Source organism: Clostridium sp. CTA-19 (assembly GCF_054767855.1).
Map to the genome: position 1 here is coordinate 31,091 of NZ_BAAABH010000028.1, position 15,975 is coordinate 47,065.

The window sequence follows — 15,975 nt, forward strand, 5'->3', positions numbered from 1 at the left end:
CTATATATTTTAAAAACATAAATTTTACTTTTATATTTGAATTTTCACAGTAAATGCAATTATCATGCAAATTACCCCTACAACCAAAGAAAAATAATCTTGAAAATGAAATTTAATATTTATTACACTAGTTTTAGGTACAGGATTTTCAATGCCCCTTGTTATTGCAGCTTCACTTAATTCTTCTGCAGTATGTGTTGCAGATATTAATAATGGAACATATACACACTCAACCTTTTTTACAATACCTTTTATTCCTCTTAACTTCATTGCGTCTTTAATGTATGAATATTCTTCTTTAATAGAAGGAAAATACCGTATAGTAATAGCTAAGGGTATTAAAATTTTTTGTGGAACTTTCCACTTTCTTAAAGACAACATAATTAGCCTTACTGGCGTAGTCTTAACTATAAGTGTCCCGATCATCAAACAAGGAAGTATTTTCCTTGCATAAACTGCAAGGACATTAAAAGTCATTACAAGTATAGCTGGTAACACTGGTATTACATAAAATTGAATTAATATTAGTGAAAAAAAAACTATTACTAATTTTAAAATTGACTTGAAACATCCGCATAGTGATATAAGCATCATAAGAAGCAACACCACTGCTATCTCAATATATACCTGTGTAGTTGAAAAAATAATAATATTAGTTATAAACAATAATACTAGCTTAGTTCTCGGGTCTAAATTCAAATAACTTTCATTTGATACACTTTCCATTAAACAATACCTGCTTTTTGAAAATGTTTTTTCAACATTGATTTACCAATAAATCCACCTATTATTGCACAAATTATAGTTACAATTATCATACCTATAAAAGACCATCCAGAAACCATTGTTGATATCTTTTCAACATAAGATGGATCCATACCCATCTCTATTATTGATTGAATAAAACTATCATGAAATAACCACAATGGTAGTGGTGAGCCAATCATTCCAAGTGAAAATACACAATAAGCAAATAAATTACCTTTAAAACTTTTATATCCAAAAGAACTACGAATTACCTCAGCAATTAATCCTGTAACTACATAAGTTGCTAATATCACCCATGTACATTCTCCTGTAACTAAATATATAATTCCTGTTATAGTGCTCATAATAAACACTGGACCAGTTTTTTCAATTTTGGCTGTTAATAACATATATATAACACCACAAACAACTGCTAAAATTCCAGGATATAGTAACCATATAACAGGTGCTATTGCAACTAAAATCATAACTAATATAGTTATGACAAAATATATTGCTGTAAAAATACCTATAGTAACTAAATCTTTTGTTTGTAACTTATTATTTTTTAAGTTAGACATACTACAACTCCTCCTTTTAAATTTAATTATTATTTAAACTAACTTTTTTTACATACTCCCATCTCCTTATACAATTTTTTATGTATTCTTGTTTTTCTATAATTCTAAGACATTGTAATGTCCTCCTATTAATTTCAAGTATATATTTACAGTAATTGATAATCAATATCAATCAGTCATTCTTGTCCTATACTGCATTAACATTGACCATTAGTGATATTTTAAAATTATATAACTGCTTACATATAAATTTTTTATTACGCACATCATATATATAGCTATAAATTTATAATAAAATTTTATGCTAATTTATGGAGGTGATAATAATTGAATAAAAAACTTAAAAATCATATTTCTTTTTTATTAATATTTTTATGTATGTTCTACGGTATATTAATAAAGCCACAAAACATCAAAGCATATGATACTCCAATAAACACTGTGAATCTTGTGTTAGATGTATCAAACCCATCACATTATAATGAAGTTCCTGAAACTTTCCGTAAAACTTCTGATATTTCAAGTATAAAAAATAATGCTAATTTAAATCTTACTGGTCTAGATAAATTAAACATCTCTGGTAGTCATCAATTTTCTGGACATAATTTACCTATTTTAATAAAAAATATAGATACAAAGCTTCCAATAACAGTTATTGATTTAAGACAAGAATCTCATGGATTCATAAATAACTTTCCTGTTAGTTGGGCAAATGCTCAAAATAATGCTAATGTAGGGTTATCCAAAGATGAAGTTCTTAAAAAAGAAAAAAATGATTTAGATAGTATTAAGTTAGGCGTGCCTATAAAAGTTTATAACAATCCTAATTTCACTGTAGTTCCAGCTACTGTTGAAAATGAAGAAAAACTTGTTACTTCTAACTCATTATCATATATCCGTATTCCGGTTACTGATAATAATCTTCCTACAGATGATATGGTTGATTACTTCATTGAAACGGTAAAGTCACAACCGAAAAATACATGGCTTCATTTTCACTGCAAACATGGTGTAGGTCGAACCACAACATTTATGGTTATGTATGATATGATTAAAAACTATAAAGACGTCTCAGCTGAAGATATTATAAAAAGACAAATATTACTAGGTAATTTAAAAGACACCCCAATTAAACCTTTTTATGATAAGAATTCTCTTGCATTTTTGCAGAACTTTTATAAATACTGTAAAGAAAACGGTGATAATTTTAACATCAAATATAGTGATTGGAAAAAAACTACAACTACAAGCAATAGTTTTTTTCCTATTGCTTTTTTATCTAATTCTTCCTCTAAATCTTACTACATAAAAAATTCTAAAACTCCAACTACTTTATATGTCATTTCACAAAATGCAATGACTGCTAGTGAAAGAACAATGATATCTACTCTTCAAGGAATAGTTAATTCTAAATGTTCTTCTCAGATATATACACTTAACTCTTCCCAACCTGATTATGAAATATGGCTAAATGATTTGAAAAATAATTACGGTATTATATGTAAAAACATTTCAGACCCTTGGGAATTATTGAATACATTTAAAGATTATACTGATGGATACGTACTTTATAACACTACATCTACAAAAAATCCTTCAATAAATAATGCATGTTCTTTTGCATCATTAAATAATTGCATTGCTATTGATGAAACACTTCAAGATAAAGTAAAATCTCAAGGTATAACAAGAATTAAAGGAGATTGTAGAAATACTGATAAGAACTGGGCTTATGATAATTTATGGGATAAAGGTTTAAATCACTCAATAGTAATTCAACTTTCTCCTGAAAAAGACACTGCTTTAAGAGATTATGCTATAATGACTAAATCCTTAATATTTTATGAAGATAGTGTAAGTGACACTTCTCTTAGAGATAAAATATTTTCATCTATGGAAATAGACTCTATTTGTTTAGGTTGGGGCCCTGATGAATTTACAAATGTAAGTACAACATCAAAATATGGTGTAGGTATGGTTGCTGCAGATTGGTCTTATAATTTAACTGTATTAAGTGCCTTTGATTCATTACCTGTTAATCAAAAATCATCGCAAAATATTCCCAATAAAAAAAATGCTCATTATGTAACATTTATAATATCCGATGGTGATAATCAACAATGGAACCTTGGAAGTAATTATGGTTCTTTAAAGTGGTTTGGCTCTCCATATAGAGGGGAATTTAATTTAGGTTGGTCTCTAAGTCCATCATTATTTTTTTTGTCTCCTACTGTATTTGATTTATATTATAAAACTGCTTCTAATGGAACTAATAATGATTATTTTATAGTTTCTCCATCAGGTAATGGATATATATATCCTAGTAAATTTAATACAAATGCTCTAACATCATATACTACTAGATTAAATGAATATATGAAAAAGACCGATGAAAAATATGTTGCAATTATAGACGACTCATCTTTTTATAATAATGAACTTTGGGATAAATTTACTATTAAATCTAATATAGATGGATTATTTTATCTTGATTATCATAGACATGACAACTATCATGGAAAGATTAATTGGTCTAATAATAAACCTATTGTATCCTGTAGGGATTTGCTTTGGAGTAACTTAGAGGATGAAGATACTTTAATTAAGAATATAAATGATAGAGTTAAATCAGGTCAAACAGACATTCATGATGCTAATAGTTATACCTTTGTTTATGTTCATGCTTGGAGTAAAGATTTAAGTAATGTTAAATATGCTGTTGATAAGCTTAAAGAAAATCCTAACGTTGAAATAGTAACTCCTAAAATATTTATGGAACTTATATCTAAGAATGTTACGCACTAATTAAAAATATTTCATTATTAATTATATATTATAATTAAGGGGTTATTTTTTTAATTTTGTAATTTTTTTGTAATTTTGACCATTAAATTCTATGTTAAAATATTTTTTGTAATAATATTATTACTTACTAAATGATTAAAATAACATGATAATTTTAAAATTTATCTTACTTTTATGGGGGGGACAATATGATTTGTGATAAATTAAATTTAATGATACATAATTGCCATGATTTAGATAAAGTTCATGGTACTTTTGGAATGAGTCTTTTTAAAAAATGCAATGCTTTAAATGTAACATTAAAAGATAAAAATGTTGATGCTGAAAAAATTAATATGGCTATTGACTTAATCAAAGGTAAAACGTCTATATTTTCAAATTTTAGAGGAAATAATCTATTAACTTTAGCTGTAAATATTTCACTTACTGATAATATGGAGGCTAGTTTAGAGGAAATTATAAATATATATAATAAATTAAAAGAACAATTTTTTTCAAATCAATATCTCGTTTTAGCAGCTCAAGTTATTTTTGATGCAAAAGATAGAGTTAATACACATGATGCTATAATAAATACAAGAACTGTGTATAATCTTATGAAAAACAATCATAGATTTTTAACTGGTCATGAGGATATAGCTTGTGCTGCTATGATTGCTACAACTTCTAAGAATTATGATGAAACTTTTAATGAAATAGAAAAATGTTATACTATTCTTAAAAAACATGGACTTTGGAGCGGAAATAACCTTCAAACATTATCTCATGTATTGTGCTTTATAAATCTTCCAGCAGAAGATAAGTGTAAAAAAGTTGTTGAGCTTAAAGAAAAACTTGAAACCTACAACGTTCCTTTAAAAAGTTATTCTTTGCCACTATTAGGTATAGCCTCGTTTGTCACAGATGACACTGATGCTTTTGCTAAAACTATGGTTACTACAAGTAATGAATTAAAAAAGGAAAAAGGTTTTGGGACTATTTCTATGGGAGCATTGATTAGAAATATGATTTCTGCGTCTTTAGTAACTTCAATGTATATTGACACCATGGATGAAGTTATCAAAGAAAATTTAATAAATACTACAAATAATGTTGCATTAACTGTAGCTATTGCAATAGAAATAGCTACAATGGCAGCTGTTTCATCTGCCGCTGCAGCATCTAGTGCTAGTAACTAGTTTAAACTGTTAAATTTAATAAACCATTGAAAAATGAATTATTATTTTTCAATGGTTTTATTATTTTTACTTAAATTTTATTCCATCTTCCACTTTTTATATATACAAAAGATATAGTTACAGAAATAAATGTTGCTATTGGAGCTGCAAGTCCTATTCCTAGCAAACTAGTTGGTATATAAACACTTAATATATACGCTAATGGTACACGAATTAAAATTGATGCTAAAATTCCATTAATCATGGTGAACTTAGTTTTTCCACATCCATTTAAGAAACCATTTTGACAAAATCCAAAGGCAACTAGCATGAAATCAATACTAAATGTTCTCATATATTGTGCGCCTGCCAAAGTTACATCTGCATCTGCTTTAAACATATGCATAATTGACTGAGCATTTATTTGGGCCCAGGCAAAGAATACTATGGAACATAAAAAAGCAAGTAACATACTAGCATTTAAAGCTTTTTTAGCACGTTCTGGTTTATTAGCCCCAATATTTTGTGCTGTAATTGATGTTATTGCACCTGAAAATGCAATGGCTGGAAGCATTGCAAACATATCAAATTTACTGGCTATTCCCACTGCTGCTGCTGGAACTACTCCTAAAGTATTTATAATAGCTGTTATAATTAAAAAAGATACTGAAACCATTGTTTCTTGAAGCGATACTGGTATTCCTAGCTTTATAAGCTTTAATGCTTTATCCTTATGTATTTTAAAGTTTTTAAATTTAAACTGAAATATAAAATTTTGTTTACTTAAATAAATAATAGCCAATATCATACTTAAACCTTGAGAAGCTATAGTTGCTATTGCTGCTCCTGCTGGTCCTAATTTGAAAATTCCAACTAAAATCAAGTCAAGAACAATATTAGTAATGCAAGCAACTGCAATAAATATCATTGGACTTTTTGAATCACCTATTCCTCTTAACATAGCACTAATACCATTATACCCAAAAATAAATATTATTCCTGCTGAGCAAATTAGAACATATTCTTTTGCTCCACTAAATGCTTCTACTGGTGTTCTTAACATTTTTAAAAATGATGGTGTCAAAAACATCATAACTATAGTAAACAAAATTGCAAAACCAACAAATAATGTTAGCATAGTACTTATTGTTTCAACTGTATCTTTTTCCTTTTCCGCGCCAAAGTATTGAGCTATTAATATGGTTCCCCCCATAGTTAATCCAGATATTAAACTTGTTAATATCTGCATAACCTGCGTTCCAATAGAAACAGCTGAAATACTTACTGAACTTCCGAACCATCCTACTATAGCCATATCAACAGCTCCATATAAAGCTTGTATAAAGTTTGCAATTAAAAATGGTATAGCAAACATCAATAATGATTTATAAATGTTGCCTTCTGTTAAAATTTTATTGTTTTTTTCCATTTTACCCCTTCTCCCAATTATTTAATTATTACTAAAAAAGCCGGATAAGTCAGTTAACGATAGTTAACCATCTTATCCGGCATATATTACAAATATATCCTCCGATGACATTATTGATAATATCATATAAAAAAAATAATTGTCAATAAAAACTTTTAAATTTATATTTTTAATATATAGTGTTCCAAGTTGACTTTTAAACTTATCCACTCCAAAACTTGGATACCTAAAATAGTGAGACATGCTCCCAATCACCTAGAATTCAACACTGTATTTTGTATAAAAACATTTTAAGGTTATTGAATAAATTTAAATTGGAGCTTGTTTCCCCATGTGCGTAAAGCTAAGCTAATTTATTCCAAAGTAGGGGGAAGTGCATAATCGAAAAGTATTTCCTCACTATTTTTCCTTCTTCTTTTTTCTCTAAGACTTTTTCTAGCTACTCGGTTCAATATTTGTAAGATATCTTCAATGTCATTCTTTCTAGTTGAAAAATTAATACATATATCTTTTAAATTATTAGCAATAGTTGAATAGAACATTATAATACTTATATCTCTATTTTTGAAGACTTTATAAATATATTTAATATTTGAATATGCACAATTTATAAGTAAACACATAATCAATCTTCCATAGATTAAACATTTTAAATAGTATTCTTTTGCTAATTTAACCTTTTCAATATGACCAAAAGATTTCCAACATTTAAATAAGATTTCTATTTGCCAACGGATTCTATAAGTTTGCATTAAAAATTCTACAGTAGCAAATTCTTTATCAACACTTGTAAGCATTATGGTCCATTTTAATGTTTCTTTTTCTTTTTTACTTAATGTTCTACCTTGATTGGTACGTCTTAATTTTTCTTTATAAAGTTCTTCAGGTAATTTTTCACCAATGATCCTAAACTCAAAGAATTCATTATCTTTTGACTTAGTATAAAGGTATAAATCAATTTGATTATTTATAGATTTTTTTAAAAAGCCTTCTAAATCAAATTTTTCTAATTTATTTGTAATTAAATTTTCTTTATAAAAAATAGTATTTAACTTTGCTTTACTTAAAAAATGTGCACCTTTATTTAATATTTGATTAAAATATTTCTTATCAAAATATCCTAAATCAACTAATAAAAGCTCATTTTCATTAATTTGTTCTGTTAAATCATTCATATAAACAGCATCATTTTCACAAGCACATCTCAATTCTACATTTTCAATAGAATTATATTTAAAACTATATAATGTTTGAAGTTTTAAAGCAGCCTTCGGCACACTATTTCCATAGCCTTTCCAAATTAATTTTAATTCATCATTCACTGGTATAATTGAGCTATCACAAATTTTAATATCTGAAAAAAGTTGTAAACTACGTATATTATTCATCTTTTGAATTTTAAGATATTTTTCTTCTATAGTGTTTTTAAAAACTTTCTCTAAAAATTCACTACCTTTTTCAAGTCTATTCTCCAATCCTTGTCTAGTTATTTCTTTACTTGAATCAATTCTTTCGTAGAAATCGGATAAGCTTCTTAAAGAAAGATTATCAACACTAAATGCACCAAAAGTAAATAGTTTAAAAAACATATTTCCATCTATTTTGCTACGTCTTTGAATAAAGCCTACTTCTTCAGCAATTTTATTTAATCTTTTTTCAGAAAAAACACTTATATTTTTTGAAATTTTACTAATACTATTAATGAATTTCATATAAAGTCACTCCTTTCTTTAGGTTAACATACTATTAGGAGTGGCTTTTTTATTTGTTTTTATAACTAAAAAAGTTATGAAAAACATGAAAAATATGGCTTAGCTTTACGCACATGCTTGTTTCCCTACACAAATCTAATTTTTAAGATTGATTGTTAAGCTCATTGTAATACTCATCTATAAGCTTATATGAAGCTTCTTTTATATCACTATTTTGTAGTTCATCTATTTTTGATTCTGCTTCTAATTTATTTTCATCTAAAGTACTATTATTATCTTTAAATAGTTTTGCTATTTTATCTGCTGCCCTTACAATTTCAACAACTTTCAAATAATTTTCATCTTTTATCTCTTTTGTATATTTAGATCCTTTATGCCATCTTACTGCCAATATTATAAGTTCTTTGGCTTTATCATCACAATTTAAAAATTCATCGATATTTTCCTCCAAATATTCTGCACCAATTTTATTATGTTCATCACCAGTATGCTTTTGAATATCATGAAGTAATGCTGAAATCCCAACTATATCTTTATATTTTTCATCCATTCCTAACTCATCAAAAAGTATTAATGATATTTCTTTTACTTTTTTGCTATGCTCTACTAGCTCTTCAGCATCTTCTCCACCTAATGATTTATTTATTTCTTTTATTTTTTTTAATATATCCTCTTCATTATATGTAATATTGCTATCATTTTCATTTATTGTATTAGTAGCTATACTTTTAGAATGATTTTTATTTTTTACATATATAAAACTTCCGCTAATTAAACTGATTATAGATATACCACACAGAATAATTATCAATTTTTTTCTCAAGATTATACCTCCAGTATATATAAGATTTTTCTAGTTAAGAATTAAGAGTGAATAGTTAACAGTTACTGTTAATTTCTAATTTTTTAATTAACTATATTTATACTTGCTTTTTTAACTTATAACAAAGATTTGATGAATAAATTTAAACTTATTTATTGCTTAAAACAATTTTATATTTTAACCTTGTCAGTTTAATATCAAAAGTTTAAATTTTTATTAAATATAACCACTTAAACTAAATAAGCCATTTAAAGTAGTATTAAAAACTATCTTTAAATGGCATTATTTTAACTATTCTTCTGCTCTTCTATTCTATCTGCAAGCTCATTTAGGTATACCCATCTTTCCATTAAATGATCCAGTTCACCTTTTAATGCTTCTTGAGTTTTTAATAGCTCTTGTAATTTCACAAAGTCGCTTCCATTTTTAGCTATTTCTTTTTCTATATTTTCTATTTCCTCTTCTTTTGATACAATATTATCATCTATTTCTTCATATTCTTTTTGTTCCTTAAATGAGAACTTTAGTGGTTTATCTTTTTTTCTATTTTTATATTCAGTTTTTTCTTTAAACTCTTTTTTATCCGCTTCTTCTTTTAAGAACGCTTCTTCATAATCTTTATAATCACTATAGTTTCCTGTAATTTCTAAAATTTCACCATTTCCTCTAAAAGAAAGTATTTTGTTAGCTACCCTATTTAAAAAGTATCTATCGTGGGATACAGTTATTACGGTCCCATTAAACTCCTCTAAATATTGCTCAAGTATTGCCAAAGTATCAATGTCTAAATCATTGGTAGGCTCATCTAAAAATAATACATTAGGGCTCTCCATAAGTATTTTAAGTAGATATAATCTTCGTCTCTCTCCACCAGAAAGTTTATTTATAGGGGTATACTGACTTGGTCCTTCAAATAAAAATCTTTCAAGCATTTGAGATGCAGATATTTTACTTCCATCGTTAGTTGTTATAAACTCTGCACTTTCTTTTATATAATCTATAGCTTTTAAAGCATAATCCATCTCTTCATTTTCTTGTGAAAAATATCCAAGTTTTACTGTTTCTCCAAAGGTAATTACTCCACTATCTGGTTTTAATTTATCACTTAAAATATTTAAAAGAGTAGACTTTCCTATTCCATTATTACCTATTATTCCAACTCTATCTTCTTTAGTAGCTATATAATTAAACTCTTTTATTATAAGTTTATCATCAAATTTTTTATTTATATTTTCAGCTTCTATTATTTTTTTACCAAGTCTGCTACTGCCAGTACTTATATTAACTTTTTCACTACTTGTATCAATTTTTCCATTTTTGATTTCTTCAAATCTATCAAGTCTTGCCTTTTGTTTAGTACTTCTTGCCTTTGCACCTCTTTTTACCCATTCAAGCTCTCTTCTATATAAATTTTGTCTTTTTCTTTCAAGACTTTCTTGCATTTCCATACGTTCTATTCTTTTTTCCACAAAAACAGAATAGTTTCCATCATATGTATATAAATTACCTTTTTCTATTTCAAAAATTTTATTTGCAACTCTATCTAGAAAATATCTATCATGAGTAATCATAAGTAATGCACATTTTCTTACTTTTAACTCATTTTCAAGCCATTCAATGGCCTCATTGTCCATATGATTTGTAGGTTCATCTAATATCAAAAGATCACATTGTGCGATTAAACTACTAGCTAATGCTATTCTTTTCCTCTGACCACCGGATAAATTTTTCACTTTTTCATTAAAATTGTTTACTCCAAGTTTCGTTAAAGTTCTTTTAGCATCGCTTTCTACTTGCCATCCATTTAAAGCATCCATTTTACTTTGTAATGCTGTTAACTTATTTTGAAATTTAGTATTAGCACTATCCTTCTCTAGATTATACAATGTCTCTTCATATTCTCTTAAAACCTTCATAACTTCTGAAGACCCTTTAAATACCAAATCTAGAACGTTATCTTCATCATCGTAAAACACTTCTTGAGCTAAATATTCTACTCTTAACCCATTCATTTTTACCATAGTTCCATTTTCATAATTTTCTATTCCAGCAACAATTTTCAAAAGAGTTGATTTACCAGCACCATTTACTCCTATAATTCCAATTTTATCTTCATTGGAAATCGTTAATTTTATATCATTTAGCAAAATTTTATCACTATAGCTTTTAGTTATATTATCTAAAGTTATTAAATTCATTTATTACCATCCTCTTGCTTCAATTTATCTATAGGGCTCCAAGTTGACTTTTAAAATGATTTATTTTAATACTTGGATGCCTAAAAGAGTGATACAAGCTTTTAAGTATCTAAAAGTCAATACTTCATTATCACATAAAAATATCTTTAAATTATTGAACAAATTTAAATTTGAGCTTATATCCATATAATACTTAAATAAATTATATACTATATTAAATTTTTCTGCTAGTTTACCTTTAAATACATGTAAAGTTATATTTTTAACATATATTATTATGTAATCAATGTTTTTTACCACATTTTACATATTTTTTCTATATAAAGTTACTAAATTTATATATTAATAACATTTTTTTAATATAATTTAATTTTAGTAATTGATTTTCACTTAAAAAGCATATATACTCAATGTATAGTATTTTGTTAATAATTTGATTATTATTTTATTTCACAAGAAAATTTTATTATTATTTATTTTTTATTTTTTATAGCAATTCTAATTCATAAATTCTTAATTGTACTTACATATTCAAAATTGTCTTAATACTTTTTATATTAAAACTGATATAACAATTAAGTTTTTGCTGAATGTTTTGCTTTGTATTTATTTTAATATTATACAAATATTGTTTTTAGTTTTTCAAATTCAAAGTCTTTTTGCATAATATAATTCATATATAGATGATATGATTATATAATGATAGTTGAAAAAGACTTTAACAACAAAACATTGAGATTATAAAGGAGTGGACTTATGAAAAGAATTTTAGATAATATTATTGAAAAAAGTAGAGATTGGACTCAAAAAGGTGCTGTAGCAGATTACATTCCTGAACTTGCAAAGGCTGATCCAAATGTTTTAGGAATATGCATCACTACATTAGATGGGAAAGAGTACTATTCAGGAGACTATGATACTAGTTTTACTATTCAAAGTATATCTAAGGTTATAACCTTAATGGTTGCAATATTACAAAACGGATCAGAATATGTTTTTTCTAAGGTTGGTATGGAGCCTACAGAACTTGCGTTCAACTCTATAACAAATCTTGAAACCAGCCCCCAGAAAAAGCCTTTAAACCCAATGATAAATGCAGGAGCTATAGCTGTTACTTCTTTATTAAACGGAGAAAGTCCTGAAGATAAAATTAACACTATTCTTAATTTCACAAGAAAAATTTGTGAAAATGATACTATTGAGCTAAATGAAGATGTTTATAGAAGTGAAAAAGCTACTGGAGATAGAAACAGAGCACTTGCTTATTACATGAAAGGTAACGGTATAATAGAAGGCGAAGTTGAAGAGATTCTTGATGTTTACTTCAAAGCATGTTCTATGGAAGTTACTTGCAGAGACTTAGCTAGAATAGGTGCTATGCTTGCTAATGATGGCGTACTTATAAGCGGCGAAAGAATTATATCTAGAGATATATGTAGAATGATAAAAACTATAATGGTTACTTGCGGAATGTATGATGCATCTGGTAAATTCGCTGTACATATTGGAATCCCTTCTAAGAGCGGAGTTGGCGGTGGTATAATGGCTGCTGTTCCTAGAAGAATGGGCATTGGTTTAGTTGGACCTGCTCTAGATTCTAAAGGAAATAGTTGTGGTGGATTAAAAGTTTTAGAATACCTTTCTAACGAATTAGATTTAAGTATATTCTAATATAAGATTAAGATAAAAAAGGAAACGTTAAAATTAACGTTTCCTTTCTATTTCTATTTTTTTAATTCATCGTAATCTTTTGTAGCTTTAACAACTAACCTACTTAATACTAATAATGCTATTAAATTAGGAATGACCATTAATCCATTAAAAGTATCTGCTAACTGCCACACTAAATCAACTTTTAGTGTGGATCCAACAACAACTACTATCATCACTAAAATTCTATAAGGAGTTAATCCTTTTTTTCCAAATAAAAATTTTATGTTATTTTCTCCAAAGAAATACCATCCAATTATTGTTGAAAATGCAAAGAATAATAAACATATTGCTACAAAAACATCACCAAAACCACCTAATGTTAGTTCAAAAGCTCTTTGTGTTAATTGTATACCTGTCAAGTTTCCTTCATTTAATGCTCCGCTTGTTATTATAACTAATGCTGTTAATGTAAGAATTACAAATGTGTCTATAAATACACTAACTATAGCAACAGATCCTTGCTCACTTGGATGTTTAACATTTGCAACTGCATGAGCATGTGGAGTTGAACCCATTCCTGCTTCATTAGAAAATAATCCTCTTGAGACACCATATCTTACAGCCTGTCTTATAGTTATACCTATTGCACCACCAACTACAGCTTGTGGATTAAAAGCCCCTACAAAAATAGCTTTAAATGCTGGAATTAATTCACTTCCATTCATAGCAATTACTATTACCCCAACAAGTATATACATTCCAGCCATAAATGGAACAACTTTTTCTGTTACAGATGCTATACGTCCCATACCTCCGAAAAATACAAAACCACCTATAATTGCAACTATTATACCTACTATTAGTGGAGAAACTCCAAAGGAGTTATTAAAAGCATCTGATATGGAATTTGCTTGAACTGCATTCCCCATAAATCCTAATGCTAATGTACATGATATAGCAAAAAATACAGATAAAAATCCACCAATTTTTTTATTTTTGATACCATTTTTAATATAATAAGCTGGTCCTCCTGTAACTTCGCCTTCAACTCTAGTTTTAAATAATTGAGCTAGAACAGCTTCTGCATATATTGTAGACATTCCTAAAAATGCACTTACCCACATCCAAAAGATAGCACCAGGTCCACCAGCAGCAATTGCTGTAGCAGCTCCGGCAAGATTTCCTGTTCCTACTTGTGCAGCAATTGCTGTCGCTACAGCTTGGAAAGAGCTCATCCCATCTTTTCCTGCTTTTTTTCCTCTTAAATTTATACCACCAAAAACTCTTTTAAAACCTTCACCAAACTTTCGAACCTGAACAAACTTTAACCTAATTGTAAAAAATATTCCTGTACCTAATAGCAGCACTAATAAAACACTACTCCAAAGCACCTCATTTAAATTGGTAATAGCATTAAGTAATCCATCCATAAATAATCCTCCTATAGTATTGATTAAATTTTTGCTATTTAAATTTAAATTTGCTTACATAGAGGCACAAAATAAATTCTATTAATTTTGTATCTCTAATATAACTTTTACCACCCTCTTATTACCTTAATTTTAAATAAATATTAGAAGTAATTAATTAAACTAATTAATATTAGAGCTTTATATTTTGTAAATACTATTAGTTACTACAAATAAATACCTTTTATTTGTTCTTTTTCTAAAGCTTAATTTTATATTTTTTATAATCATAAATTGCTTCAATATATATGTATATATTTTCTCTATAGGGTTCCAAAATTAAATTTTAAACTTATTCATTTATCAAATGATAAAACTCAAATTAATATTTTATCAATAACTAACAGATTATTTTAATTAAGAGTGAACAGTTGTGTTTATTACTACTCACTTTGATCCTAGTAATTCTCAACGTATTTTTAACTTTAATAAACTGATGCTCAGTTTCATCAATAATTTTTAGTCCTTAACTAACTATATTTGTATGGTATTTTGAACTAATCTTATATATACTTTAAAAATATTCTTTTTCACTTAAGAATATACCTTATTTCTATTATTAATACATATTTAACTATTTATTAATTAATTCAATTAATATAATATATTTTATATATTATAGTATTAACTTTTATTTAATAAGTTTTTTAATACTCTATAAGTATTATTTTAAATTTACTTTCTTATAGAGCTCCAAGTTTACCCTTAAATTTATTCATTTTAAAACTTGAATACCTAAAATAGTGAGACACTCTCTGAATCATTTAAGACTCAACACTGCATCTTGTATGAAAATGTTTTAGAGTTATTAAATAAATTTAAATTTGAGCTTGTTTCCCTATATCTTTAATATATTTAAATTCTTTTTTTCGCTTTTTTTAATAATGTAATTATTTTTTATTACTTTTAGTTAAATTTGGAACTTTTTTATAAAAAACTATTGATTTTTAATATATATCATGCTAAAATAAATATTGTCAGTTGGCAATTTGCTAGTGTGGCGGAATGGCAGACGCATTCGACTCAAAATCGAACGGGAAACCGTACGAGTTCGACTCTCGTCACTAGCACCAAAAACATGGTTTTTTATAAACCATGTTTTTTGTTTTGTTTATAAATAATTATATAAGGTTTCAATGTAACTTTTAAACTTATTCATTCATCAAATGAGAAAACTCAAATTAATATTTTATGTATAACTAACAAATTAGTTTAGTTAAAAGTTAAGAGTGAATAGTGAACAGCCTATAGCCCCCCCTAATTGGATTGGACAAAGTTAATTTAGATATTTACAATTATATTAATGAAATTAGGAGGGCTACAATATGTCAAAAGTTGTTTTTAAAAGAAAGTTTTCAGAAGAACAAAGAGTTGCTTATGTTAAAGAAGTTCTTGAATCTG

10 protein-coding genes and 1 tRNA gene are annotated in these 15,975 nt (G+C 27.0%); 4 read left to right on the plus strand and 7 right to left on the minus strand.

Annotation, left to right across the window (positions count from 1 at the left end):
- Nucleotides 1-30 precede the first annotated feature (30 nt).
- Both ACYUE0_RS13875 and ACYUE0_RS13880 read right to left on the minus strand, forming a co-directional pair.
- The gene (locus tag ACYUE0_RS13875; RefSeq protein ID WP_061995095.1) at nt 31-726 is read right to left on the minus strand and encodes an energy-coupling factor transporter transmembrane component T; all 696 of its coding nucleotides are present in this window, start codon (nt 724-726) and stop codon (nt 31-33) included.
- Entirely contained in the window at nt 726-1,328 is a 603-nt protein-coding gene (locus ACYUE0_RS13880; protein WP_460271041.1) for an MptD family putative ECF transporter S component, read from the minus strand. Before ACYUE0_RS13880 ends, ACYUE0_RS13875 begins: the two co-directional genes overlap by 1 nt.
- A gap of 327 nt (nt 1,329-1,655) precedes the next feature.
- Between ACYUE0_RS13880 and ACYUE0_RS13885 the strand changes: the two genes are divergently transcribed.
- On the plus strand, nt 1,656-4,133 hold the full coding sequence (locus tag ACYUE0_RS13885; protein WP_460271042.1) for a GxGYxYP domain-containing protein: 2,478 nt from the start codon (nt 1,656-1,658) through the stop codon (nt 4,131-4,133).
- Between the two features lie 188 nt (nt 4,134-4,321).
- Nucleotides 4,322-5,311, plus strand: a complete 990-nt coding sequence (locus ACYUE0_RS13890) for a DUF4003 family protein (RefSeq protein WP_460271043.1) — start codon at nt 4,322-4,324, stop codon at nt 5,309-5,311.
- 70 nt (nt 5,312-5,381) lie between these two features.
- Here ACYUE0_RS13890 and ACYUE0_RS13895 read toward each other — a convergent pair whose 3' ends face one another.
- From ACYUE0_RS13895 to ACYUE0_RS13910, 4 genes are all read right to left on the minus strand, one after another.
- Nucleotides 5,382-6,719 (minus strand): MATE family efflux transporter, encoded by a 1,338-nt coding sequence (locus ACYUE0_RS13895; RefSeq protein WP_460271045.1) that lies wholly within the window; start codon nt 6,717-6,719, stop codon nt 5,382-5,384.
- A gap of 353 nt (nt 6,720-7,072) precedes the next feature.
- Complete coding sequence (locus ACYUE0_RS13900) at nt 7,073-8,431, minus strand: IS4 family transposase (RefSeq protein ID WP_460271047.1); 1,359 nt, start codon at nt 8,429-8,431, stop codon at nt 7,073-7,075.
- A gap of 142 nt (nt 8,432-8,573) precedes the next feature.
- Nucleotides 8,574-9,254 (minus strand): HD domain-containing protein, encoded by a 681-nt coding sequence (locus ACYUE0_RS13905; protein WP_460271049.1) that lies wholly within the window; start codon nt 9,252-9,254, stop codon nt 8,574-8,576.
- Nucleotides 9,255-9,541: 287 nt separating this feature from the next.
- The gene (locus tag ACYUE0_RS13910; protein WP_460271051.1) at nt 9,542-11,452 is read right to left on the minus strand and encodes an ABC-F family ATP-binding cassette domain-containing protein; all 1,911 of its coding nucleotides are present in this window, start codon (nt 11,450-11,452) and stop codon (nt 9,542-9,544) included.
- Between the two features lie 756 nt (nt 11,453-12,208).
- On the opposite strand from ACYUE0_RS13910, the gene glsA reads away from it, so the two are divergent.
- The gene (glsA, locus tag ACYUE0_RS13915) at nt 12,209-13,123 is read left to right on the plus strand and encodes a glutaminase A (RefSeq protein WP_199869873.1); all 915 of its coding nucleotides are present in this window, start codon (nt 12,209-12,211) and stop codon (nt 13,121-13,123) included.
- A 53-nt stretch (nt 13,124-13,176) separates the two neighbouring features.
- Here glsA and ACYUE0_RS13920 read toward each other — a convergent pair whose 3' ends face one another.
- Nucleotides 13,177-14,535, minus strand: a complete 1,359-nt coding sequence (locus ACYUE0_RS13920; RefSeq protein ID WP_460271052.1) for an alanine/glycine:cation symporter family protein — start codon at nt 14,533-14,535, stop codon at nt 13,177-13,179.
- A 1,030-nt stretch (nt 14,536-15,565) separates the two neighbouring features.
- Here ACYUE0_RS13920 and ACYUE0_RS13925 point away from each other — a divergent pair.
- Nucleotides 15,566-15,647, plus strand: a tRNA-Leu gene (locus tag ACYUE0_RS13925).
- Nucleotides 15,648-15,975 lie beyond the last annotated feature (328 nt).